The organism is Pseudomonas sp. NFX15 (assembly GCF_049132105.1).
In the GTDB taxonomy this organism is placed as follows: Bacteria; Pseudomonadota; Gammaproteobacteria; order Pseudomonadales; family Pseudomonadaceae; genus Aquipseudomonas.
This window is the reverse complement of the sequence record NZ_JAFMPV010000003.1, coordinates 88,175-113,338: the sequence shown is the minus strand read 5'-3', so window position 1 is coordinate 113,338 and position 25,164 is coordinate 88,175. Positions and strand designations below refer to the sequence as shown.

General features: G+C 56.4%; 17 protein-coding genes and 4 tRNA genes. 16 read left to right on the top strand and 5 right to left on the bottom strand.

Translation table 11 applies throughout. The features are described from left to right. The first annotated feature begins 50 nt into the window (after positions 1-50). Together J1D76_RS04290 and J1D76_RS04285 are read left to right on the top strand one after the other, a co-directional pair. On the top strand, positions 51-6,680 hold the full coding sequence (locus tag J1D76_RS04290) for a DUF3320 domain-containing protein (protein ID WP_421137191.1): 6,630 nt from the start codon (positions 51-53) through the stop codon (positions 6,678-6,680). Positions 6,681-7,488: 808 nt separating this feature from the next. Continuing rightward, entirely contained in the window at positions 7,489-8,811 is a 1,323-nt protein-coding gene (locus J1D76_RS04285; protein ID WP_421137190.1) for a chloride channel protein, read from the top strand. 561 nt (positions 8,812-9,372) lie between these two features. Here J1D76_RS04285 and sstT read toward each other — a convergent pair. Beyond that, positions 9,373-10,605 (bottom strand): serine/threonine transporter SstT, encoded by a 1,233-nt coding sequence (gene sstT / locus J1D76_RS04280; RefSeq protein WP_421137189.1) that lies wholly within the window; start codon positions 10,603-10,605, stop codon positions 9,373-9,375. 313 nt (positions 10,606-10,918) lie between these two features. On the opposite strand from sstT, the gene J1D76_RS04275 reads away from it, so the two are divergent. Then, a complete protein-coding gene (locus tag J1D76_RS04275; protein WP_421137188.1) occupies positions 10,919-12,079 on the top strand; it encodes an MFS transporter in 1,161 nt (386 codons plus the stop codon). On the opposite strand, the gene nhaR is transcribed toward J1D76_RS04275, so the two are convergent. After that, positions 12,066-12,965, bottom strand: coding sequence for a transcriptional activator NhaR (gene nhaR / locus J1D76_RS04270; protein WP_421137187.1), 900 nt, complete (start codon positions 12,963-12,965; stop codon positions 12,066-12,068). The genes J1D76_RS04275 and nhaR overlap by 14 nt on opposite strands. Before the next feature lie 135 nt (positions 12,966-13,100). Between nhaR and J1D76_RS04265 the strand changes: the two genes are divergently transcribed. Continuing rightward, the gene (locus tag J1D76_RS04265) at positions 13,101-13,343 is read left to right on the top strand and encodes a hypothetical protein (protein ID WP_421137186.1); all 243 of its coding nucleotides are present in this window, start codon (positions 13,101-13,103) and stop codon (positions 13,341-13,343) included. A 29-nt stretch (positions 13,344-13,372) separates the two neighbouring features. After that, a complete protein-coding gene (locus tag J1D76_RS04260) occupies positions 13,373-14,122 on the top strand; it encodes a TerC family protein (protein ID WP_421137185.1) in 750 nt (249 codons plus the stop codon). A 62-nt stretch (positions 14,123-14,184) separates the two neighbouring features. On the opposite strand, the gene J1D76_RS04255 is transcribed toward J1D76_RS04260, so the two are convergent. Next, positions 14,185-14,352, bottom strand: coding sequence for a hypothetical protein (locus tag J1D76_RS04255; protein ID WP_421137184.1), 168 nt, complete (start codon positions 14,350-14,352; stop codon positions 14,185-14,187). Positions 14,353-14,531: 179 nt separating this feature from the next. Here J1D76_RS04255 and J1D76_RS04250 point away from each other — a divergent pair, with 179 nt between their 5' ends. The 3 genes from J1D76_RS04250 (at position 14,532) to J1D76_RS04240 (ending at position 15,809) form a co-directional block, all read left to right on the top strand. Continuing rightward, positions 14,532-15,266 (top strand): peptidase C39 family protein, encoded by a 735-nt coding sequence (locus tag J1D76_RS04250; RefSeq protein ID WP_421137183.1) that lies wholly within the window; start codon positions 14,532-14,534, stop codon positions 15,264-15,266. Between the two features lie 90 nt (positions 15,267-15,356). Further along, positions 15,357-15,563: a DUF6021 family protein gene (locus J1D76_RS04245; protein ID WP_421137182.1), complete on the top strand. Its 207-nt coding sequence runs from the start codon at positions 15,357-15,359 to the stop codon at positions 15,561-15,563. Between the two features lie 18 nt (positions 15,564-15,581). Beyond that, entirely contained in the window at positions 15,582-15,809 is a 228-nt protein-coding gene (locus J1D76_RS04240; protein ID WP_421137181.1) for a hypothetical protein, read from the top strand. A 55-nt stretch (positions 15,810-15,864) separates the two neighbouring features. On the opposite strand, the gene pbpG is transcribed toward J1D76_RS04240, so the two are convergent. Further along, positions 15,865-16,803, bottom strand: a complete 939-nt coding sequence (pbpG, locus tag J1D76_RS04235; RefSeq protein WP_421137180.1) for a D-alanyl-D-alanine endopeptidase — start codon at positions 16,801-16,803, stop codon at positions 15,865-15,867. 234 nt (positions 16,804-17,037) lie between these two features. Continuing rightward, positions 17,038-17,892 (bottom strand): bifunctional methylenetetrahydrofolate dehydrogenase/methenyltetrahydrofolate cyclohydrolase FolD, encoded by an 855-nt coding sequence (gene folD / locus J1D76_RS04230; protein WP_093224286.1) that lies wholly within the window; start codon positions 17,890-17,892, stop codon positions 17,038-17,040. Between the two features lie 274 nt (positions 17,893-18,166). Between folD and J1D76_RS04225 the strand changes: the two genes are divergently transcribed. From J1D76_RS04225 to lon, 8 genes are all read left to right on the top strand, one after another. Continuing rightward, a tRNA-Arg gene (locus J1D76_RS04225) sits at positions 18,167-18,243 on the top strand. A gap of 32 nt (positions 18,244-18,275) precedes the next feature. Beyond that, positions 18,276-18,351 (top strand) — tRNA-His (locus J1D76_RS04220). Positions 18,352-18,408: 57 nt separating this feature from the next. Further along, a tRNA-Leu gene (locus J1D76_RS04215) sits at positions 18,409-18,493 on the top strand. A 78-nt stretch (positions 18,494-18,571) separates the two neighbouring features. Continuing rightward, positions 18,572-18,647, top strand: a tRNA-His gene (locus J1D76_RS04210). A 386-nt stretch (positions 18,648-19,033) separates the two neighbouring features. Further along, positions 19,034-20,344 carry a trigger factor gene (tig, locus tag J1D76_RS04205; RefSeq protein WP_421137179.1) on the top strand — a complete coding sequence of 437 codons (1,311 nt, stop codon included), beginning with the start codon at positions 19,034-19,036 and terminating at the stop codon, positions 20,342-20,344. A 92-nt stretch (positions 20,345-20,436) separates the two neighbouring features. Continuing rightward, entirely contained in the window at positions 20,437-21,072 is a 636-nt protein-coding gene (gene clpP / locus J1D76_RS04200; RefSeq protein WP_421137178.1) for an ATP-dependent Clp endopeptidase proteolytic subunit ClpP, read from the top strand. Positions 21,073-21,184: 112 nt separating this feature from the next. After that, a complete protein-coding gene (gene clpX / locus J1D76_RS04195; RefSeq protein WP_007982210.1) occupies positions 21,185-22,468 on the top strand; it encodes an ATP-dependent Clp protease ATP-binding subunit ClpX in 1,284 nt (427 codons plus the stop codon). A gap of 161 nt (positions 22,469-22,629) precedes the next feature. Further along, entirely contained in the window at positions 22,630-25,026 is a 2,397-nt protein-coding gene (lon, locus tag J1D76_RS04190) for an endopeptidase La (protein ID WP_421137177.1), read from the top strand. Positions 25,027-25,164 lie beyond the last annotated feature (138 nt).

The following is a 25,164-nucleotide window of genomic DNA, read 5'->3' as shown; positions in this document are numbered from 1 at the left end:
GCCGGCCAATTCCGGCACTCCCTTGGGCATAACGACAAGGATGGTTGCGCATGGACGACATCGTTCATTCCCTCACGCCCCAAGAAGAAGTCCAACCTAAAGAAGTAAAAATCCTAGCCACCTTGGTGGCGAAGTTGAACCTTGCAGATTTCCAGAACGCCATCCCTGTGATACGCGAGCTTCGCATCTCGAACGAGACGAGTGATCGTTTCGTCAATGCGACTCTTACCTTAAGTTCGTCGCCCGAGGTATTTAAGTCCAAGATCTGGCGGATTGACGAGATCGCTGCAGATAGCTTCCGGGTCATACCTGGGCTTGATCTTGTCCTGGATGGCCCGTTGTTGAATCGTCTGACAGAAGCGGAGATGTCGACCTTTACCTTCGTTCTTGAAGCCGACGACAAGGAGGCGGAAAGCGGTCGCAAGGAAGTTGCTCGGCTTGAACAGGTCGTAGACCTTTTGCCCAGAAACCAGTGGGGCGGATTGCGGCATATACCAGATATGACTGCGGCTTTTGTTCAGCCGAATGATGCGGCGGTTGAGCGGTTGCTCAAACACGCGGCCGAGTTGCTTCGTCTTAGCGATAAGCCATCCGCACTTGATGGATATGAGGGTGGCCCCAAAAGAGCTTGGCAGTTGGCGTCGGCAGTGTGGGGTGCGGTGGCGCGCATGAAGCTCGACTATGCGCTACCACCGGCAAGCTTCGAACAATCCGGACAGAAGATTCGTAGCCCCAGTCAGATTGCTGACTCCGGGTTGGCTACTTGTCTCGACCTGACTCTGCTTTTTTGCGCGGCATTGGAGCAGATCGGTCTTAACCCTGTGATCGTATTCACCCATGGTCATGCTTTTGCTGGTTTGTGGCTTAAGCCCGAAGAGTTTACGACTGCCCTGGTGGATGATGTCACAGCAGTACGTAAGCGGGTGAAGCTTCAGGAACTCGTGTTGTTCGAGACTACCCTCATTACTCACAACTCAATACCGCCATTCTCTTATGCGGTAGAGATGGGCACGAAACAGGTAGCCGAAGACGCTGAAAGTGTTTTCGAGATGCTGCTGGATATCCGTCGCGCCCGTCTGCAACGTATCAAGCCACTCGCCAGCCCAGAGGCTCAGATCGCGCGTGTTGCCGTTACTGAATCTGACGAAGCCCCATCGCTTCTGGTAGAGGAGGGGATCGGGATCGTCGATGACAACATTGAGGTGCAGGTTGAGGATCTCTCCAAGCTCGATCCAGCAGATCGCCTCGGCCGTTGGCAGCGTAAGCTTTTGGATCTGTCGCTTCGAAATAACTTACTCAATTTCAAAATGGGTAAGCGTGCGCTGAAGCTTGAATCTCCTGATCCTGGTGCGCTCGAGGACATTCTTGCAAGTGGACAGTCTCTGAAGCTGCTTACCAGGCCTGACCTGATGGATGGTGCAGATCCGCGTGAGCGCGCACTCTATGAGCAGCGTGAGCGAGAAGATGTTCGCCGTCGTCATGCTGAGGATGCTCTCAAGCGCAGGGAAATATTCGTTGCGCTGACGTCCGCCGAAATGGATGTCCGGTTAACTGAGTTGTATCGAAGCGCTCGTACTGCTTTGCAGGAGGGTGGTTCCAACACTCTGTTCCTGGCCATCGGTTTTCTTAGCTGGACGCGTGAGGATAGGGCGGGGCAGAAGTACAAAGCCCCGCTGGTGTTGGTACCAGTTACGTTGGAGCGTAAGAGCGCACGTTCCGGATTCACCATGGTGCTGCACGATGATGAGCCTCGTTTTAACCCGACTCTGATCGAGATGCTGCGTCAAGACTTCGAGCTGGGCTTAGGTTCACTGGAGCAGGAGCTGCCTCGGGACGACTCCGGTCTGGATATCGCAGCCATTTGGAACAAAGTTGGTCATGCGATCAAGGACATCGCTGGCTGGGAGCTGAACGAGGACGTTGTGCTCTCAATGTTCTCGTTTGCCAAGTATCTCATGTGGAAGGATCTTGCCGAGAATGCCGAGCACCTTCGACAGAGCCCTGTGGTCCAGCACCTTCTGGATACACCACGCGATTCGTTCATCTCCGATACCCCGTTTCCGGAGGCTGAGTCACTGGACCGTGATTACGGCCCGACTGATGTGTTCTGCCCACTCCCATCTGATTCATCCCAGCTTGCGGCTGTGATGGCAGCAGCCAAGGGCAAAGACTTCGTTCTCATCGGTCCACCGGGCACGGGTAAAAGCCAAACGATTTCCAACATGATCGCCCAGTCGATCGCTCAAGGGCGCCGGGTGCTTTTCGTATCTGAGAAAATTGCGGCCCTGGATGTCGTATACCGCCGCTTGCGTGAAATCGGTTTAGGTGAGTTCTGCCTTGAGCTTCACTCCAGCAAAGCTCGAAAAACGGATGTCCTTGCTCAGTTGCAATCAGCTTGGGAAGCGATAGGGCAGGTAGACGCTGCCGCATGGGAGGTGGAAGCGCAGCGACTTGCTTCCCTGCGTGACAGCCTCAATATTTATGTTGAGCGTCTGCATCGCCGGCACCGCAATGGCTACACCATCTATGATGCCATCGGTACAGTGACATCGGGTGTTGATGAAGCAGTAGCTCCACTTGGTTGGCCATTTCCGGACACGCATGATCAGAAGGCCATACTTGAGCTCCGAGAGCTGGGTGACCGCCTTGAAGTGAACGCGCAGGCTGTGGGTTACAGTCAGCTGGCAGGCAACGCTTTGTCCGGAGTAGGCCAAGCAGAGTGGTCGCCTCATTGGCAGCAACAATTCGTGCAGGCTGCTCGTGACGTGCTTCCCGCTGTGCTTGAAGTCCAGCGAGCTGCCGATCGCTTTGTTGAGCTGTCCGGGCTTCCTGTGACGGAGTACACCCCAACAGCGCTTGAGGGGCTATCGGTCCTTTCTCGCGCACTTCCGGCTGCCGCTGGGCATGATTGGCGTTTCGCACTGCGGCCTGATGCTCGCTCGATTTCTAAACGTCTGAGTGACGGTTGCACTTGGGTCGACGAACACAGGGACATTAACTCCAGACTTTCATCTCTCTGGTCCTCTCGTATTATTGCTGAAGCTAAACAAGGCATTGATCTGCTGCAGCAACGCCGCGCTACGTTCGTTGATCTAGGCCCGGCCTGGCCAGAAAATGTCACTGACGTTCTCGGGCAAGCTGTCACATTGCTGAGTCAGATAGACGACCTCAAGCACCAGCTAACGGCGTCCTACGGGGATGCGATTGAAGTACTTGATACCGAACTCCTGCTGCGCGAGTGGAAAGACGCGGAGGAGTCTTTCTGGCCTAAGTCTTGGTTCGGAAAACGCCGCATCGCTGGGCTATTGGCTCCGACGCAGACATCAACAGGTGAAGTCGACAATTTCAAGGATCTCGCTATTTGGGTAGAGATTCGGTCGGTGCGTCGAGCAATCGATGAGCTGGAGCCAGGTCATGAGTGTGTTGCTGTTTGGCAAGGTGCCAAATCCGAAGCAACGCATCTCGCGACAGCGATCAAGCTGCAAGAGGCTATGCGGCTTCAGAAACGTAACACTGTCTGGATCGATGACGGCTTGCAGTTGGTTGAGCAGGGCCAGCTAGGTGATGAGCTGAAGGAGGAACTCCTCCGGCTGCGTGCGCTGATTCGTCTCGATGCTGGGTTAGATGAGCTGGTTGATCTCAGCTCAGCAACTAGCTCTCTCTGGAGCGGTTTGACCACGGATATTGACGTGCTGTCTGCAGCGCTGCGCTTCCAGGCTGAACGACGTGGCATAGAAGAACGCGGTCGGCTTGTCGACGACCATCCTCGTGTAGAGGAGGGGCGTTGTGGCTCGTCGTTAAAAGCTGATTTTGAGTTGCTCAAGGACAGAGCAGCAGTTGAGCGAGAGTTGGTTGATCTGGCCGATCTGCGAGAAATCGTTCCTGTCTGGAATGACTTGAAAACGAAAGTTGACGTCGTGCGTAGTGCGGTAGCGTTTCAGGGGGAGATGGCTACCGCGGTGGCGAAGCTCGCACTCAATCCTGAGCAAGTCGCGGCCTACAAAGCACCGCTTCAAACTTTGCTGGGGGATGGTAACGCACTGCTCGAGCCGGAGGCTGCTATAGCCAATGCCGGTGTTGCTCTTCGAGAAAAGCTTGAGTTGTTACAGGCGCGAGCGGCGTACCTGACGGCTGTCGGTCATTTCACCGAAATGGGCGTCATCGAAACTGCTCATCTGGCACTAAGTGATATCAAGACAAACTGCCAATCTGTCGTCTCGTCTGAATCGCGCCTTAAGGCATGGTGCGCTTGGCGAAAGGTTCGCGATGAAGCCTACGCTGTCGGCCTAGCGCCGATTGTTCAAGCGATGGAAGCAGGAGCCATCACCTCTGGAAAAGTCCGGCGTGTATTGGAAGTAAATTATGCCCGCTGGTGGCTGAATACGACGGTCGACAACGAAGAGGTGATCCGGACGTTCGTAAGCGTAGAGCATGAGCAACGCATTCGTGATTTCCGGGCTTTGGACGACAAGTTCACCGAGTTGACCAAAGACTGGCTCCGAGCTCGGCTGTGTTCCGGCCTACCAAGCCAGGATAGCGTAAGTCGCTCTTCAGAATGGGGAGTTCTGCGCCATGAGATGGGCAAGAAGACCAAGCACATTCCATTGCGCGAGCTGATGAGTCGTGCGCCAGAAGCGCTAACCAAGCTGACGCCATGCTTGTTGATGAGCCCTCTCTCCATTGCTCAATATCTGCCGCCTGCCTCAACCCCGTTCGATCTCGTTATCTTCGATGAGGCATCTCAAATACCTGTCTGGGATGCCATCGGCGCCATGGCCCGAGGGAAGCAGGTGGTGATGGTGGGCGACCCCAAACAGCTCCCTCCAACTTCGTTCTTTAACCGAGCTGAGTCGACCGCAGAAGATGAAGATGTAGAGGCTGATCTCGAGAGTATTCTGGACGAGTGCATCAGTGCCAACCTGCCAATGCGTAATCTGAACTGGCACTACCGTAGCCGCCACGAGAGTCTGATCGCGTTCTCGAACCAGCGATACTACCAGTCGAAGCTGGTGACCTTCCCATCACCGTTTACGACCGACAAAGCAGTACGGTTATGCCCTGTCCCGGGTGTATATGACAAGGGCGGGTCGCGAACCAACTTAATTGAAGCAAGATATTTAGTTGCTGATTTGGTTGCTCGCCTACAGTCTCCGGCCTTCCGCGAAAGTAGGCGGACCGTGGGGGTCGTAACCTTTAACGGCGAGCAACAGAAGCTCATCATGGACATGCTGGATGAGGCTTGCCGGAAAGACCCATCACTCGATTCGTATTTCGCTGAGTCCGAGCTGGAGCCCGTGTTCGTCAAGAACCTTGAGAGCGTTCAAGGTGATGAGCGAGACATCATCTATTTCTCGACCACCTATGGGAAAGACGCTGCCGGTGTGTTGTCCATGAACTTCGGTCCGATGAACCGCCCTGGTGGTGAGCGTCGACTGAACGTGGCAATAACCCGTGCTCGCCAGGAGCTTGTGGTGTTCTCGACGTTGCGGCCAGAGCATATTGATTTAGCTCGTACGCAAGCGATTGGGGTGCGAGATCTTAAGCACTTTTTGGAGTTTGCAGAGCGTGGCCCACGGGCTCTCGCAGAGGCTGACTTCGGTAGCGTGGGTAGTTTCGATAGCCCATTCGAAGAGGCGGTTGCAGCGGCCTTGGCTAAAAAGGGATGGCAGATATTTACCCAGATTGGCGTTTCCTCCTTTCGAATAGACCTTGGGGTTGTTCACCCTGATGCTCCTGGACGGTACCTTGCCGGGATTGAATGCGACGGTGCTACCTATCACCGCAGTGCGACCGCTCGCGATCGTGACAAGCTCCGTGAGTTTGTACTGCGTGGACTTGGCTGGGAGATCGTTAGGATATGGTCGACGGACTGGTGGGTTGATGCGGTTGGAACTGCTGAAAAGATACATCAACGTCTGAACGAGATCCTTGCAGAGTCTCGAGCCAAGCAGGCTGTTATCGATGTAGCTCAGGAGGCAGAGCGACTGAAAATCGACGCGGCTATGGCTGAGGTCATTGAAGTAGTGGATCAAGTGGCTGTGGTTGCTGCAGCGGATGGTATGGCCGAAGCCAATGATCCCTCAGGCGCTTCGCCTGAGTTGAAGTACGCCAAGGCTGCATCTATCACACCCGTTGAGGATGTCCTGGCTTTTGCTCGTCCCCTTGAATATTTGATTTATAAAGAAGCCGACCCTCGTCAGGCGGTAGGTTTGGTCGATCCGGATCAGTTCTTTGAGGCGAGTTACACGAAAACGTTGGAGCAGATGATTGCTCATGTCGTAGCGGAAGAGGGACCGGTTCTGGACACTGCGCTCGCAAGGCGTATTGCTCGGGCGCATGGCTGGGTACGCACTGGCTCGCGGATTCGAGATCGGGTTGACCAAATTGCTCGGGCACGATTCCGGTCGCATGAAGAGGAACAAACTGGAGTCTTCTTCTGGCCCGCTCATATTGAGTCGGACACCAGTGTCATCTTCCGTAGGCCCGACGATGAAAATTCCATGAGAGCATTAGCTGAAATCTGCCTACCAGAACTGCGTGCTTTGGTTAATGAGATGGTGCAGCGGGGGCACCAGGGGGAGGTTTTGATATACGCGGTCGCTAAGGAAGCTGGTGTAAACAAGCTTGCTCATGCGGGACGTCAGCGAATTGAAAAGGCCATACGTCAAACGGCGGAGTAAACGAGAAACAAGGGGGGCGTGAAGGTCCCCCTGCTTTTGGGTAACTGGCCGTGCCTCTGCTCTGAGAAGCGTAGAGTGCAAATGCGCTCTTTCTGGGTTAACTGATATTTCGGTTTCAGAATGCTCAGGTGATTCGGGCGATTAGGGCGTTTTTCATCACCCGCTCCGCGGCGCTAAACCCTGGAAGCTTAGTTCCGACTCTTCGTTCTTAAAGATACCATCCCAAATCAGCGGAACAGGCTGTACGTCACGCAGGCCGTGCCTTTGAAGATAAACGGAAGCACCTTTAGGCCGAACTTCCGATTGTGCGCTAGGGAAACGGAACAGTGCGCGGGGAGGGCTCATCTATTCGAATTGATTGCTGACGGGCTGTGGGCCTCCTGAAGACCCTTTGATCACAAGGCCCAGGGGCCGATTTGGAATAAAATCATCGCGTCCGAGAGCATGACTCATACCTCCAAATTCGACGTTTTTGGACCCAAACCGCAGTGCCAAACAGACCGCAAATTCACCCGACTTCTTGCTGTTTTGGTGACAAACCATTTTGCAGGTAGTTGGCACCGATTGAGTGCCGCTGAACCATAATGGGAAATGAACCATCTTGTTTTTGGCTGCATGCAGATTGATTCCACGTAGTCGACTCAGGCGCGGACAAAGATGGGTAGGCCAATCTCCGAGGTGTATGTCCGATAAAGGCTTGCAGTGATGGGATGGTTTTCAGTACTGGAACTAAGCCATTGGAGCACACCGCATATCCGGTTAGTCTTGCCAGCACCACAGTGCTGGAACTTAAGGGGAATTTGCTCGGGTGATCAAACCGATGGAGCTACTACGTCGCCGTTTTGCCTCCATACGCTGGCGCACTCGCGTGACACTCTGGGCTGCCGCTACACTGGCGGGGCTGCTTGTCGTGATGTTTGCCCGGCTGGCCGACCTGGCACTGACGCAATTTGCGCAGCAGACCGTCGCACGGCCTTGGCTGCCGTTTATTTACACTCCCTTGGTCGGCATGTTGGTGGTGTGGTTGACCACCCGTTTTTTTGTCGGCTCCCAAGGCAGTGGCATTCCCCAGGTGATCGCCGCTACGCGTTTGGCGCATCAAGGCAAGCGTGTCGACAAACTGGTATCGCTGCGGATTGCCTTTGCCAAGATAGGCCTTGGTACATTGGCGTTGACCGGTGGTTTTTCCGCTGGGCGCGAAGGGCCGTCGGTTCAAGTCGCCGCCTCGATCATGCATTTCTTTCACCGCTATCTGCCCAATGCGCGAATCATCCGAAGCGAGGACCTCATTCTGGCCGGTGGTGCGGCAGGCATTGCGGCGGCGTTCAATACGCCGTTAGCCGGTGTGGCCTTTGCCGTCGAAGAGCTGGGGCGAAAGCTGGAGACTCGTACCAGCGGGGTTTTGCTTAGCACGATTATCTTGTCGGGGATGGTCGCCATCGCCTTGCAGGGCAACTACAACTATTTCGGTCACTTTGACATTCACGAAATCGGTCTGGATATCATTGTCCCGGTGGTGGTGACCGGGATTGGCTGCGGCCTAATGGGCGGATTATTCAGCCGAATGCTGTTGTGGCCCCAGCGCCATCATCGATTCGTTCTGTGGGAATGGCGGCGCACGCATCCGGTCTGGTTCGCCGGTGCCTGTGGAGTGATTGTGGCGATATTGGGCTGGTTGAGTGGCGGTATGTCATTTGGCAGTGGCTACGCGGTCACGTCGCAGATCATCGTGTCCGATGCAGGCCTGCCATGGCATGCACCAATCACGCGTTTTCTCGCGACGGTGGTGACCTACTTCTCCGGTATCCCGGGCGGCATTTTCGCCCCGTCCTTGGCAGTCGGTGCGGCTGTAGGCGCAAATCTCGCGGAACTCTTTGGGCTGGCGGCGCAGCCAATCATTGCGCTGTGCATGGTCGGTTTTCTGGCCGCTGTCACACAGTCACCGATCACCTCCGCGATCATTGTGATGGAAATGATCGACAGCCATGGGATGGTGATCAGCCTCATGGCAGTGGCGTTGATTGCCAAGGCGGTCAGCGCACGGATGGGACCCGAGTTATATCAGCAGCTGGCTCGTGGCTTTCTGCAATCGTCGGCCAATGACGTCATAACCCGAAAGGCAAATCCCTAGTTTGTTTTGGTGGGCCTGCGTTCGGGCCGGCGCACTGAGCTTGGCCTTGTCTTGCGATAATGAGCGTGCATTTTCTGCATCGCCTGCGGGAAGTCGAAACAGCAGATCGTCGCAGGTAGATTGCTTCACAACATGGCCATTGGCACTATTCACATAGCTTTTTCCAACTGACAGCGCGCGACTGTTGGCTGACATTGATCCAGTCCTGTTATTCCTTTACACGAAGGAATAAGCCGAAGAGCCTCGCCAGAGTAATCTGCCGGGGCTTTGTCGTCTTCGGCTGAGGAGTCCGCTATGTCTAGAGCTCAACGACGACACGATACCCGTCGCATAAAGGATCGATTTTATGCAAAGCAACGCGCCTATGAATGCTGGACTACCAGCGAAAAAAACGCCGGGATTTTTACCAACCATGGAAAGGTTTGCTCCTGCTGGATGTGCGGTAATCCGAGAAAGCTCGGATTACTTACCCGGCAGGAGCAGCGAGCAGATTGGACGATTGAGGAGTGACGAAAGCCCGGTTATCACGCCGGGCTTTTCAGTGCGTACAAAGTTTGGATGTTACGCCAACCGCCCAGCCTTCTGCTCTTCACCCATGCACGCAGCGGCGGTGAACAGCACGTCGGTCGAGGAGTTCAGCGCGGTTTCTGCCGAGTCTTGCAGTACGCCAATGATGAAGCCGACCGCAACCACCTGCATGGCGATTTCGCTAGGGATGCCGAACAGGCTGCACGCCAGTGGGATCAGCAACAGCGAGCCGCCCGCCACGCCCGAGGCGCCGCAGGCGCAAATCGCTGCAACGACACTCAGCAGAATTGCGGTAGGAATGTCCACGGCGATGCCCAGGGTGTGCACGGCCGCCAGGCTCAGTACCGTGATGGTGATCGCCGCGCCGGCCATGTTGATGGTTGCGCCCAGTGGGATCGATACCGAATAGGTGTCTTCATGCAGGCCCAGGCGCTTGCTCAGTTCCAGGTTGACCGGAATGTTCGCCGCCGAGCTGCGGGTGAAGAATGCAGTGATGCCGCTCTCGCGCAGGCAGGTCAATACCAGCGGGTAGGGGTTTCGACGCAGTTTCCAGAACACGATGAGTGGGTTCATCACCAGCGCCACGAACAGCATGCAGCCCAGTAGGACGGCCAGCAGGTGCGCATAGCCGATCAGGGCGCCGAAGCCCGAAGTAGCCAGGGTAGAAGACACCAGCCCAAAGATCCCCAGCGGGGCGAAGCGAATCACCACCCGCACAATCACGGTCACGCCGTTGGACAGGTCGCCCAGCACTTCACGGGTGGTGTCGCCGGCGTGGCGAATGGCAATGCCCATGCCGATGGCCCAGGCCAGGATGCCGATGAAGTTGGCGTTCATCAGGGCACTGACCGGGTTATCGACCACGCTCAGCAGCAGGCTTTGCAGCACCTCGCCGATACCGCCGGGCGCGGTGACTGCAACATCCTGGGTCGACAGCACCAGGCTCGACGGGAACATCATGCTGGCCACCACTGCAACCACGGCGGCAGCGAATGTACCCAGCAGGTACAGGAACAGAATGGGCCGGATATGGGTTTCCTGGCCGTGCTTGTGGTTCGCGATGGAGGCCATGACCAACACGAACACCAGGATCGGCGCGACCGCTTTCAGTGCGGACACAAACACTTTGCCAATGAACGCCGTGGACTTCGCCACATCAGGCGCAACCAGGGCCAGGGCGATGCCAGCGAGCAAGCCGATCATGATTTGCGTAACCAGGCTCAAGTGTTTCAGGCGTTGCAATAGAGAAGGGGATGAAGCAGTCATAAAACGGCATCTCTGATTTTTTATAAGTGCAGGTTTCACAGTGTGCAGCGGGCAGGAAACCGAAGAGGATCGTGACACCGACACCAAAATGGTGGATGAACACAGGGTGTACGTTTTTCAGGGCGCGGACTTTAGCACAGCGTAGGCACGATCCTTCAGACCTGTGACGAACTGCCGCCCCGTCAAACAACGAGATAAGCAGGTTCGTGCAACCGCGTCCGGACACACTCTGTTAACATTCGCCATCCTCATTTTCATCTGCCGGCGGGCCTTCGGGTCTTCGCTGGTGTCGTCGTTTTTTCTGGAGTCCTGCATGCTGTTGCCCATTCTTCTGTTGTCTGCCGCCGGGTTTACGGTACTGACCACGGAGTTCGTCATCGTTGGCCTGTTGCCGGCTATCGCCCGGGACCTGGAAGTCAGCATCCCGCAAGCCGGGTTGCTGGTGACCTTGTTTGCCTTCACCGTGGCCGCGTTCGGGCCCTTCCTCACCGCGTACTTCGCCCGCTTCGAACGGCGCAAGTTGTTTATCTCGATACTGATCATGTTCGGTCTGGCCAACACCGTGGCGGCGCTGGCGCCGAACATCTGGGTGATGGCATTTGCCCGATTAATCCCGGCGCTGGGCTTGCCCGTGTTCTGGGCGCTGGCCAGCGAGACGGCGGTGGACATCGTCGGGCCGGATTATGCGGGGCGTGCCATCGCCAAGATCGGCTTCGGTATTGTCTGCGCTACGGTATTTGGCATTCCGGTAGGTACATTGATTTCCGATGCATTCGGCTGGCGTAGCGCCTTTGCGATATTGGCGGTCATTGCCTTCGCCAAAGCGTTGTTGCTGTTTGTCTACTTGCCGAAAACCAACTTGCATCAGCACCAGGTGAGTTTTCTTTCACAGTTCAAGATCCTGCGCAGCCCGTTGATGATCGGCCACGTGTTGCTCTCGGTCATCGTCTTTAGCGGCATGTTCACGGCCTACACCTATCTGGCGGACATTCTCGAACGTCTGGCTGGTTTCAACGGTACGGTGGTCGGCTGGTGCCTGATGGGCTTCGGTGCTGTCGGGCTGATCGGCAACTCCCTGGGTGGCCGCGCGGTGGATCGTCATCCGCTGATGGCGTCGATGATGTTCTGTGCGTTCATGATTGCCGGCCTGGTGGCGCTGGTACCGAACATTCATTCGCCGTCAGGCCTGGCGGCGGCACTGGGCATCTGGGGCATCACGCAGGCGGCGTTGTTCCTGGTCAGTCATGTGCGCCTGATGAAGGCAGCGCCCGAAGCACCGGCGTTCGCGGCGTCGCTGAACATCGCCGGGGCCAACCTCGGCATCGGCCTGGGCGCGATGATCGGTGGCCGGGTAATCGACAGCGTCGGCCTGCAAGGCCTCGGCTTCGCAGCGGCGGCGTTCATCCTGGCCTCGATCCTGTTGGCCATTGCGCTGATGACCTTCAAGCCTCGCGACGTCGTTACAGCGTTGTAAACAGCTCGCGTCGGGCACCTTCGGTGATGGCGACAATGCCGGGGTGCTTGACCTTGCGTTCCACCGAGATGGCGAAGAACGACTCGCTCACCGCGTCGGTCTGGCCAATCACCTCCACGCCACATTGGCGTTTCACTTCATCGGCGATCACGCTTGGGCCGATGAAGATCCCGCTACCGGATTGGCCAAAGGCCTGCATCAACGCGCTGTCGTCGAACTCGCCGACGATCCGAGGCTGGATCTGCTGCTCGGCGAACCAGCGCTGCAGACGGCTGCGCACCACGGTTTCCGGGCCGGGAATCAGCAAGGGCGCACTGTGCAGGTTGCGCGGAAAATCCTCTCCATAACGGGCCGCCAGTTCAGGGGTGGCGAAGAAGCTGATGCCGCACTCACCGAGTTTCTGGCTATAGCCCTTGATGTCCAGGTGCGAGGGCATCGGGCTGTCGGAAATCACCAGGTCCAGACGCTGGATCGCCAGGTCGGCGAGCAAGCGCTCCAGTTTGTCTTCACGACAGGTGATGCGCAGCGGTTCGCTCAGCTCCATGGTCGGTGCGATCAGGCGATAGACGATCGACTTGGGCACCACGTCGGCCACGCCGACACGAAACAGGATCTGCTGTTCATTGGGTTGCGCCCGCAGCATCAATTCCAGTTCGCCGCCCAACTGAAACATTTGCTCAGCGTAGGGCAGGGTTTGGCGTCCAGCCTCGGTCAGTTCGAGTTGGCGACCGACACGGCGGAACAATTCGATGCCATACGTCTGCTCCAGTAACGAAATCTGCCCACTGATGGTTTGGGGCGTGAGGTTCAGTTGCTCGCAGGCGCGCACGATGCTGCCGGTCTTGGCCACCACCCAGAAGTAATGCAATTGTCGATAATTGAGCATGGTGGATTACAGTTCGTAAAAAACGAAGTATAGCGTGTAAAAATACGAATTTTCCTGAAGTGTTTGCTTGCCTAGAATGCGTCGCTATCAACGGGCCATCGTTTAGGACCCGTTTGTTCTATCGAGGAAAGCATCATGAAGCTGAAAACCACGGCACTGTTGATCACGTCTTTACTGATACTGGCCGGTTGCGACCAGGCCGAGAAAAGCGCTCAACAATTGATGGGCAAGGCTGCCGAAAGCGCGAAACAGGTGATTGACGATACGCACAAGGCTGCCGAGCAGGCGCTCAGCGATGCCACCGGCGGGCTGAGCAGCAAAAAAGAATCAGCGGAAAAAGAATCGGAAAAACCCGAGTCTTCTTCCCAGGAAATCTAAACCGTATTACAAAGAGTCAGGACTGACCCATGGACTACCTTTTACAACTCGCCGCCAGCCCGACCGCCTGGGTCGCCCTCGCTACCCTGATCGTGATGGAAATCGTGCTCGGCATCGATAACCTGATCTTCATCTCGATCCTGACCAACAAGCTGCCCTTGCACAATCGTCAGCGAGCGCGCCGTATCGGTATCGGCATGGCGTTGATCCTGCGCCTTGGCCTGCTGAGCACCATTGCGTTCATCGTCCAGTTGACCGCGCCAGTGTTCGAGATTCTCGGCCAGGCGTTTTCGTGGAAGGACATGATCCTGATTGCCGGTGGCCTGTTCCTGTTGTGGAAGGCAACCACCGAGATCCATCACAGCATGGACCCGGCGCCGGAAGACCCGAAGACAGCGACCTCGACCGTGACGCTCGGCTTCGCGGCGGCCATCGGTCAGATCCTGATGTTGGACATGGTGTTCTCCATCGACAGCATCATTACCGCTGTCGGCATGACTGAGCATTTGCCGATCATGGTCATCGCGGTGGTGGTGTCGGTCCTGGTGATGTTGCTGGCGGCTGATCCGCTGGCCAAGTTCATCAACGACAACCCGACGGTGGTGATGCTGGCGCTGGGCTTCCTGATCATGATCGGCATGACGCTGATTGCCGAAGGCTTCGGCGCCCATGTACCGAAAGGTTACGTCTACGCGGCCATGGCGTTCTCGGCGTCGATTGAGATGCTCAACATGATGTCCCGTCGGGCGAAGCACAAGCGCACAGCCACCGAAGTTTAAAGCCGGCCCCGACAAAACGGCCGCCTGGACTCGAGAGAGTGCAGGCGGCCGTTTTTTTTCGGTCAGTGTGCGTTGACGTGTTGGCTGCAGGCTTCGTCCGCATCTGGCGTCGGGGCAGGCTCAACAGGATGTTGATGACGGCGAGCCACGCGTAGCACACCCCACAGCATGGCGGCGGCTACTGCCAACCAACCGGAAATCAGCATCACAATGATCATTGCCAGGCTCATCTGCGCTTCCTCTTTGCCCTGCGGCGGGCGTACACGCTTCGCTAATGTCTCTTTAGAGGACAGTCTAGTCGCTGCTGCATTTCAGGCTATTGACCGAAAGTCGACAGTGTTCAACCAGTTCGCTCTATCGAACGCATTCAACCGAGGTTTAAGGCTATACCGCGCAGGCTCCGCACCCTATGATCGACGACCAAGCCAGGCATGGGATTGCCGGGCATCTGAATTTGAACAAGAGAGAGATCAAGGTGCGGGTAATTTCTCGAATTCTGCCGGCCGTGGTGATAGCCGGTTGTGTGGCAAGCCTGATGGGCTGCGCCGGGAGTGTGTCGCCCCAGATCAAGCGTTTGCCGGAGCGGGTCGAACTCAGCGGCCGGTTCTATCGGGGCGAAGCGTACCAGAGTGGGCCGCAGGTGCTGGCCAGCATGTTGTCCCAACAGGGCATCGTGATTACGCCCGGCCTGCTCGACAAACCCCTGCATCTGCCGGGTGGCGAAGCGCAGTTGCAACAGAACATGCAAGACCTTGCTCGGGAGTACGGGATGGTCGTTTATCCCCTCGACAGCAATCTTGCGGCCTTGTTGACGCAAGTCGCCGCTGGGTATCCGGTGATGGTGCGTTTCACTGAAGGCTCGGCGCTGTGGGCCGAGCCGCGCTACGCCATTCTCGCTGGCTACAATCGTCAGAAGCAGACCGTGCTATTGCGTGCGGGCATGAACCATCGTGAACTGATGAGCTTCAACTCATTCGAGTCGTCGTTCGAGAATGCCGGCGGCTGGGCAGTGTTAATCCAGAATCCGTCGCAGATCCCGGCTCAGGTCGATCAGCAGCGCTGGCTCAAGGCTGCCAACGAGCTGGCTCAGGCCGGTCAGGAACAAGCGGCGGCCAAGGCCAAAAAAGCCCTGGCGGCACATTAAGTCCGTTTGTCACCCGGCGGGCACCATCGCCCGCCGCCTGCCTCTGATCTATAACGGCCCGCCCTGTCGGGTCTAGATCAGGAGGCGCCCATGGCTCATTCCACCACTCCCGTCGGCCCGCATTCGTCCGAACATTCTTCCGGCGATGATCTGGGGTTCGATCCCGATTCCCCGGACCTTGCCGATCCACAGGTCGATCCTCTCGGGCCAGCCAAGGCGCCGAGGGATGTAAAACCCGGTGACGACCCCAAGGCGCCGGCCAAACCCTACGACCCGCTCGGTGATTTGAAACCCTGATGTTAATTGGAGGTGTGTATGTCTACCGATTCCAGTTTCGACGACCAGCATCCCGACAGCGTGCCAACCACCCCGGAACAGGGCACGGACCCGGTGATGGATCCGGTGATGGATCCGGACAGCCCGTTGCGAGACCCATTGGCGCGGCCGGCGGTCGCGCCTACCGAGCGGCCAAAGGGCTGGCGGGATCCGAGCACCGGGGATGGCATCCCGGACGATGACCAGATGCCACTGCCTAATGACTGAAAAATGGCGAAAAAAAGCCCCGAGTGATCAGGGCTTTATTTGTGCTGTCGGTTTGTTACTTCGAGGCTTCAACCACGCCGCTTTGACGCTGCTTGAGGTTCTTTTCCGACTTGTATTGCATGGCCACCGACGGCACCGTCGTGCCCTTGCCGGTTTCGACCCAGTTGCGGATGCGCGTGGCATCGGCGAAGTGGGTGTATTTACCGTAGGCATCGAGAATGACCAGGGTAACGGGGCGGTTGCCCATATGCGTCACCAGTACCAGGCAGTGACCCGCCTGATTGGTAAAGCCGGTCTTGGTCAGTTCGATATTCCAGTTCGGTTTTCCGATCAAATGGTCGGTGTTATGAAAGCCCAGGCTGTAGTTGGGTTTGCGGAACGATACGGTTTTTTCCTTGGTGGTACTCAGTTCGGTCAGCAATGGATACTTGTGCGCAGCGACCAGCAGTTTGCTCAGGTCGCGGGCAGTCGACACGTTGCGTGGCGAGAGGCCGGTCGGTTCAACGAAATGCGTGTTGGTCATGCCCAGCGCCTTTGCCTTGGCATTCATTGCGGCAATAAACGCGGCATAACCACCTGGATAATGGTGCGCAAGGCTTGCCGCCGCGCGGTTTTCCGACGACATCAACGCAATCAGCAACATTTCCCGACGCGGCATCTCACTGTTGAGCTTGACCCGGGAAAACACGCCTTTCATTTCCGGCGTATCGTTGATGTTGATGTTGATGTATTCCTCCATGTTCTGGCGGGCTTCGACGATCACCAGGCCAGTCATCAACTTGCTGACCGAAGCGATCGGAACAACGACATCAGGGTTGCTGGCATAGATGACTTTATTGGTCTGCATGTCCATGACCAGCGCGCTGCCGGACGCGATCTTGAGGTGTGACGCATCCCGCGGTACCCCGGTCGTTTCACCAGCGCTGGCGATAGGCGTGATGAAAGTCCCTGTAACTGCAAAAAATAGGCTCAGGATGGAAAGACGGATTTTCACGCTGGCAGACTCATAATGTGTTGATAAGCCGTTTTGTAACGGGCTATTTCGTAAAAAACGCGACATTCTGGAGTATGGCTGAATAACTGTCGATGGTTGTTCCAGTAACAGGTGAAAGTCCTGAGAAACATGAAAAAAAGTTAATTTCCGGCGGGTGGTCAGTCTTGTTTTCGGGCAAAAAGAACCCCGCTATCGGCGGGGTTCTTTATTCACGGCTGACGCATGCGTTGGCACTCAGCTGTGCAGGGTTTCGGCAGCGTACAGGGTGTTTTCCAGCAGGCAGGCTCGGGTCATCGGGCCGACGCCACCCGGCACCGGGGTAATCCAGCCGGCGCGGGGCAGGGCGGTTTCGTAGATCACGTCGCCTACCAGCTTGCCGTCGTCCTGACGGTTGATGCCGACGTCGATCACGATCGCGCCTTCCTTGATCCACTCGCCCTTGACCAGGCCAGGCTTGCCGGCGGCAACGACGACCAGGTCAGCACGGCCGACGTGGCCGGCCAGGTCCTTGGTGAAGCGGTGAGTGACGGTCACGGTGCAACCGGCCAGTAGCAATTCCATCGCCATCGGGCGACCGACAATGTTGGAAGCGCCGACGACCACTGCATCCATACCGTAGAGATCGACACCTGTGCTTTCGAGCAGGGTCATGATGCCTTTGGGGGTGCAGGGGCGCAGCAGGGGAATGCGCTGGGCCAGGCGGCCGACGTTATAAGGGTGGAAACCGTCGACATCTTTATCCGGACGAATACGCTCCAGCAGTTTGGAGGCATCCAGGTGTTCAGGCAGGGGAAGTTGAAGCAGAACGCCGTCGATTGCCGGATCGTCGTTCAGGCGATCGATCAGCTCGGTCAGCGCTTCTTGAGTGGTTTCGGAAGGCAGGTCATAAGCTTGGGATAGAAAGCCGACCTCTTCACAGTCTTTACGCTTGTGCGAGACATAAACCTGAGAGGCAGGATCGCTGCCGACCAGGATCACCGCAAGGCCGGGCGTGCGCAGGCCTTGCTGGCGACGCTCGTTGACACGTTGGGCGATCTGCTGGCGCAGGCTGGCGGCGATCGATTTGCCGTCGATTAGTTGTGCAGTCATTGCGCGTGATTAACCATCGAGAGGGGAAAAAAAGAGAACGCATTCTCGCATGTCATGCGGTGAGGGCAAAGGCGCTTGGTCTGCAAATTCCCCTAACTCCTTTAATTAAATGAATTTTTTTCAAAAAGGATTTGACGACCTTCGGGGCGCTCTATACTATTCGTCGCACTTGTCGGGCACAGCCTAGCACTGGTTAGGAAGGTCAAGCGGAATCACGGTTCTGCAAGGCCGGAAAGCACTTAGTTTGTAGTCCTCCAAGGGTACAGCTAACAAGGCGCCCGTAGCTCAGCTGGATAGAGCATCCGCCTTCTAAGCGGATGGTCGCAGGTTCGAGTCCTGCCGGGTGCGCCATTAGGCAGCTTTGGCACAAGTAACGCGATATGGTGGGCGTAGCTCAGTTGGTAGAGCACGGGATTGTGACTCCCGTTGTCGTGGGTTCGATCCCCATCGTCCACCCCATATTTCGAAAGGCGCCAGATTAACAGTCTGGCGCCTTTGCTTTAAAAGCTTCAACTCGCGGATGTGGTGGAATTGGTAGACACACTGGATTTAGGTTCCAGCGCCGCGAGGCGTAAGAGTTCGAGTCTCTTCATCCGCACCAAATAAAGCTTCAGTCGTGCCGCTTGGCCTGGTTGAAGCTTGATAAAGAAGTTGTTTGGCTTCTTTAACAGGCAATATGGTGGGCGTAGCTCAGTTGGTAGAGCACGGGATTGTGACTCCCGTTGTCGTGGGTTCGATCCCCATCGTCCACCCCATATTTCGAAAGGCGCCAGATTGAAAAGTCTGGCGCCTTTTTTGTTTCGGCGGTCGCCGTTTGCGGGCCGCAGGGGCGGGGCGTTTCGTCGTATTTATGTTTCTCGATGATGCCGTCCTGCCCGTCGGTCTTGCCTGCAAGACCGGCTGCCAGGGAGATGATTGGCAACCCCTTCTATATATAGAAGGGTTGGCGCAGAGCCCTGGCGTGATTGGTTGTATTTGCCATCGGGGCGAGGTGCATTCGTGCATTCGCACCTATAAATTGCCTGCTGCGTTTTTACCCGTTTTCAGTAGGGTGACTTCTTGAGTTTGACCCACTAGAATGCATGCCCTTGATTCTGGGGTCGGAAACGGCCGGCTAACGTCTGTGCAACGAGGAATATCCATGCAAGTTTCTGTTGAAAATACTACTGCTCTTGAGCGCCGCATGAGCGTCACCGTGCCGGCTGAGCGCATCGAGAGCCAGGTCAACAAGCGTCTGCAGCAGACCGCCCAAAAGGCCAAGATTGCTGGCTTCCGTCCAGGCAAAGTGCCAATGAGCGAAATCAAGCGCCGTTTCGGTGCCGATGCTCGCCAGGAAGCTGTAGGCGATGTGATCCAGTCCTCCTTCTACGAAGCTGTGGTTGAGCAAAAGCTGAACCCGGCTGGCCAGCCATCGATCGAGCCGAAATCCCTGGAAGCGGGCAAGGACCTGGAATACGTTGCCGTATTCGAAGTGTTCCCTGAGTTCACCGTTGCCGGCTTCGAAGGTATCACCGTCGAGCGCCTGAGCGCTGACGTGGCTGACGCCGACCTGGACAAGATGCTGGAAATCCTGCGCAAGCAGAACACCCGTTTCGAAGTGGCCGATCGCGCCGCGCAGAACGAAGACCAGTTGAACATCGATTTCGTCGGCAAGGTCGACGGTGAAGTGTTCGCCGGTGGTTCCGCCAAGGGCACTCAGCTGGTGCTGGGTTCCGGCCGCATGATCCCTGGTTTCGAAGAAGGCCTGGTTGGCGCTAAAGCCGGTGAAGAACGCGTTCTGAACCTGACTTTCCCAGAGGACTACCAGAACCTGGACCTGGCTGGCAAAACCGCCGAGTTCACCGTGACCGTCAACAGCGTTTCCGAGCCAAAACTGCCAGAACTGACCGAAGAATTCTTCGCTCAATTCGGCATCAAGGAAACCGGTCTGGAAGGCTTCCGCACCGAAGTTCGCAAGAACATGGAGCGTGAACTGCGTCAGGCGATCAAGTCCAAAGTCAAGAATCAGGTCATGGACGGTCTGCTGGCCACCAACCCGATCGAAGTGCCTAAGGCGCTGCTGTCCAACGAAGTTGACCGTCTGCGCGTGCAGGCTGTTCAGCAGTTCGGTGGCAACATCAAGCCTGACCAACTGCCGGCCGAGCTGTTCGAAGAGCAAGCCAAGCGCCGTGTAGTACTGGGTCTGATCGTGGCTGAAGTGGTCAAGCAATTCGACCTGAAGCCAGACGAAACCCGCGTTCGTGAAATGATTCAGGAAATGGCTTCGGCCTACCAAGAGCCTGAGCAGGTTGTGTCCTGGTACTACAAGAACGACCAGCAACTGAACGAAGTCCGTTCGGTTGTGCTGGAAGAGCAAGTTGTGGATACTGTTCTGCAGAAGGCTAGTGTGACCGATAAATCGGTCTCTTACGAAGAAGCGGTCAAGCCGGTAGAAGCTCCACAAGCCGACTGATCACTTTTGCTGTAAGCAGTACACCCATAAGCCAGCCTTCGAGCTGGCTTATGCGTATTCAAGACATAACTATTTGGGAGTGACTGCAGAGCATGTTCCGTAATTCCTATATTCAGCAGAACTCTGATATCCAGGCCGCAGGCGGCCTGGTTCCGATGGTTGTCGAGCAGTCCGCTCGTGGCGAGCGCGCCTACGACATTTACTCGCGCCTTCTCAAGGAGCGAGTGATTTTTCTGGTGGGCCCGGTAGAGGACTACATGGCCAACCTGATCTGTGCGCAGCTGCTGTTCCTTGAAGCGGAAAACCCGGACAAGGACATCCATCTCTATATCAACTCCCCGGGCGGTTCGGTGACAGCGGGCATGTCGATCTACGACACCATGCAGTTCATCAAGCCAAACGTATCGACTACCTGTATCGGCCAAGCGTGCAGCATGGGCGCGTTCCTGCTGACGGCCGGTGCTGCTGGCAAGCGCTACTGCCTGCCGAACTCGCGCGTGATGATTCACCAGCCACTGGGCGGTTTCCAGGGCCAGGCGTCGGATATCGAAATCCACGCCAAGGAAATCCTGTTCATTCGTGAGCGTCTCAACTCGCTGATGGCCAAGCACAGCGGGCGCACCCTGGAAGAAATCGAGCGCGACACCAATCGCGACAATTTCATGAGTGCAGAAGCCGCACGGGATTACGGGTTGATCGATGAAGTGATCAGCCAGCGTCCAGCTTAAAATAAGCAGCTCAAAATAAGGTAGGTCGGCAGGTCCGATCACCAGCGGGCTTGAAAAAGCCCGCAATAGCCTTCATCTTGTGTTGCAAGCCTATCGGATTTGGATCGAACGAATGACTGACACCCGCAACGGCGAGGACAACGGCAAGCTGCTCTATTGCTCCTTCTGTGGCAAAAGCCAGCATGAAGTGCGCAAATTGATTGCCGGCCCCTCGGTCTTTATCTGCGACGAGTGCGTCGACCTGTGCAATGACATCATCCGCGAGGAGGTGCAGGAAGCACAGGCCGAAAGCAGCGCGCATAAATTGCCTTCGCCTAAAGAAATCAGCGGCATCCTTGATCAGTATGTAATTGGTCAGGAGCGTGCGAAAAAGGTTCTGGCCGTAGCGGTGTACAACCACTACAAGCGCCTGAACCAGCGCGACAAAAAGAATGACGACGTCGAACTCGGCAAGAGCAACATCCTGCTGATCGGCCCGACAGGCTCGGGTAAGACCCTGCTTGCCGAAACACTGGCCCGTTTGCTGAACGTTCCGTTCACCATCGCCGACGCAACCACCCTCACCGAGGCGGGTTACGTGGGTGAAGATGTCGAGAACATCATTCAGAAACTGTTGCAGAAGTGCGATTACGACGTGGAAAAAGCCCAGATGGGCATTGTCTACATCGATGAAATCGACAAGATTTCGCGCAAGTCTGACAACCCGTCGATCACCCGGGACGTTTCCGGTGAAGGCGTGCAGCAGGCCCTGCTCAAGTTGATCGAAGGCACGGTTGCTTCCGTTCCGCCTCAAGGTGGTCGCAAGCACCCTCAGCAGGAATTCCTGCAGGTCGACACCCGTAACATCCTGTTCATCTGCGGTGGTGCATTCTCCGGTCTGGAAAAGGTTATTCAAAACCGTTCCACCAAGGGCGGCATCGGCTTCAACGCAGAAGTGCGTAGCAAGGAAGAAGGCAAGAAAGTCGGTGAATCCCTGCGTGAAGTCGAGCCTGACGATCTGGTCAAGTTCGGTCTGATCCCGGAATTCGTCGGACGTCTGCCGGTCCTGGCTACGCTGGACGAGCTCGACGAGGCTGCGTTGATGCAGATCCTCACCGAGCCGAAAAATGCTCTGACCAAGCAGTATGCCAAGCTGTTCGAGATGGAAGGCGTCGATCTGGAATTCCGTTCCGACGCGCTCAAATCGGTCGCAAAACGTGCCCTGGAGCGTAAAACCGGTGCCCGTGGCCTGCGTTCGATTCTCGAAGGTGTATTGCTCGACACTATGTATGAAATCCCCTCGCAATCCGAGGTGAGCAAAGTAGTGATCGATGAAAGTGTGATTGAAGGAAAGTCCAAGCCACTGTACATCTACGAAAACAGTGAGCCGACGGCCAAAGCCGCGCCAGACGCCTAAGCGTCACGCCGCGTGAATAAAGAAGGGGCCTTCGGGCCCCTTTGCTTTTTGCGGGTTTTAACACGGTCTTTGCGCTTGTTTTTTTTGAAGGCAGCCCCCATCTTGGTTTCAAGCTTACTTCCATCTGTTTCCGGCCTTATGGCCGCCGTAGAGGCGAAATCATGAAGACAACCATCGAATTGCCTCTCCTGCCATTGCGTGATGTCGTGGTGTATCCGCACATGGTTATCCCGCTGTTCGTGGGGCGCGAGAAATCCATCGAAGCCCTCGAGGCTGCGATGTCGGGCGACAAGCAGATCCTGCTGCTGGCCCAGAGAAATCCTGCTGACGACGATCCGGGTGAAGATGCCCTGTATCGTGTCGGTACCATTGCTACCGTTCTGCAGCTGCTGAAGTTGCCGGACGGCACCGTCAAGGTGCTGGTCGAGGGTGAGCAGCGCGGCGCCGTTGAGCACTTCAGCGAAGTGGACGGTCATTGCCGTGCCGAAGTCTCACTGATCGACGAAGTCGACGCGCCAGAGCGCGAGTCGGAAGTGTTCGTTCGCAGCCTGCTGTCCCAGTTCGAGCAATACGTGCAGCTGGGCAAGAAAGTCCCGGCTGAAGTCCTGTCGTCGCTCAACAGCATCGACGAGCCAGGTCGTCTGGTGGACACCATGGCCGCCCACATGGCCCTGAAGATCGAGCAAAAGCAGGAAATCCTCGAGATCATCGACCTGTCAGCCCGTGTCGAACACGTGCTGGCGTTGCTCGATGCCGAGATCGATCTGCTGCAAGTCGAAAAACGCATTCGCGGCCGCGTCAAAAAGCAAATGGAGCGCAGCCAGCGCGAGTACTACCTGAATGAGCAGATGAAGGCCATTCAGAAAGAGCTTGGTGACAGCGACGAAGGTCACAACGAAGTCGAAGAGCTGAAAAAGCGCATCGATGCCGCGGGCCTGCCGAAAGACGCCTTGGCCAAAGCAACCGCTGAGCTGAACAAACTCAAGCAGATGTCGCCGATGTCCGCTGAGGCGACGGTGGTGCGTTCGTACATCGACTGGCTGGTTCAAGTGCCGTGGAAGGCCCAGAGCAAAGTGCGCCTGGACCTGGCACGCGCCGAAGACATTCTGGACGCCGATCATTACGGCCTGGAAGAGGTCAAGGAGCGCATCCTTGAGTACCTCGCCGTGCAAAAACGCGTGAAGAAGATTCGTGGTCCGGTGTTGTGCCTGGTCGGTCCTCCTGGTGTGGGTAAAACCTCCCTGGCGGAATCGATTGCTCACGCCACCAACCGTAAATTCGTACGCATGGCCCTGGGTGGCGTGCGTGATGAAGCGGAAATTCGTGGTCATCGCCGCACTTACATCGGTTCGATGCCAGGAAGATTGATTCAAAAGATGACAAAAGTGGGTGTTCGCAACCCGCTGTTCCTGCTCGATGAAATCGACAAAATGGGCAGCGACATGCGTGGCGATCCGGCGTCGGCGTTGCTGGAAGTGCTCGATCCCGAGCAGAACCACAACTTCAACGATCACTATCTGGAAGTCGATTACGACCTCTCCGATGTGATGTTCCTGTGCACCTCGAACTCGATGAACATCCCGCCGGCATTGCTCGACCGGATGGAAGTGATCCGTCTGCCGGGCTACACCGAAGACGAGAAGATCAACATCGCCGTCAAATACCTTTCGCCGAAGCAGATTACGGCTAACGGGTTGAAGAAGGGCGAACTGGAATTCGACGAAGAGGCGATCCGCGACATCATCCGCTATTACACCCGTGAAGCCGGTGTGCGTGGGCTTGAGCGTCAGATTGCCAAGGTCTGCCGCAAGGCCGTGAAGGAACACGCGCTGGAAAAACGCTTCTCGGTGAAGGTCACCGCGGACATGCTCGAGCACTTCCTGGGCGTGCGTAAATTCCGCTACGGCCTGGCTGAACAGCAGGATCAGATCGGTCAGGTAACCGGGCTGGCGTGGACTCAAGTGGGTGGCGAATTGCTGACTATTGAAGCCGCTGTCGTGCCCGGCAAGGGCCAGTTGATCAAGACCGGTTCGCTGGGTGACGTGATGGTCGAGTCGATCACTGCCGCGTTGACCGTGGTTCGTAGCCGGGCCAAGAGCCTGGGCATTCCCATGGACTTCCATGAGAAGCGCGACACGCACATCCACATGCCGGAAGGGGCAACGCCGAAAGACGGTCCTAGTGCTGGCGTAGGCATGTGCACGGCCCTGGTCTCGGCATTGACCGGCATTCCGGTTCGCGCCGATGTCGCCATGACCGGCGAAATCACTTTGCGTGGCCAGGTGTTGGCAATTGGTGGTTTGAAAGAAAAACTGCTGGCAGCCCACCGGGGTGGAATCAAGACCGTGATCATTCCTGAAGAGAATGTGCGCGATCTCAAAGAGATTCCGGACAATATCAAGCAGGATCTACAGATTAAACCGGTTAAATGGATTGACGAGGTCCTGCAAATTGCGTTGCAATACGCGCCGGAGCCCTTGCCGGACGTGGCTCCGGAGATAGTCGCGAAGGACGAGAAACGCGACGCAGATTCTAAGGAAAGAATTAGCACGCATTAGTACGTATTTGCCTGGGGGGCTTTCTTGACAGCTTTTTAGAGCCCTTGTTATAAAGCGGCTCTTAAGTGTCTGTAGGCCATTCAGCACTCGTTTTTGCTTTCACCAAAAAAACTTAGAATCATACTCAAATAGATATAA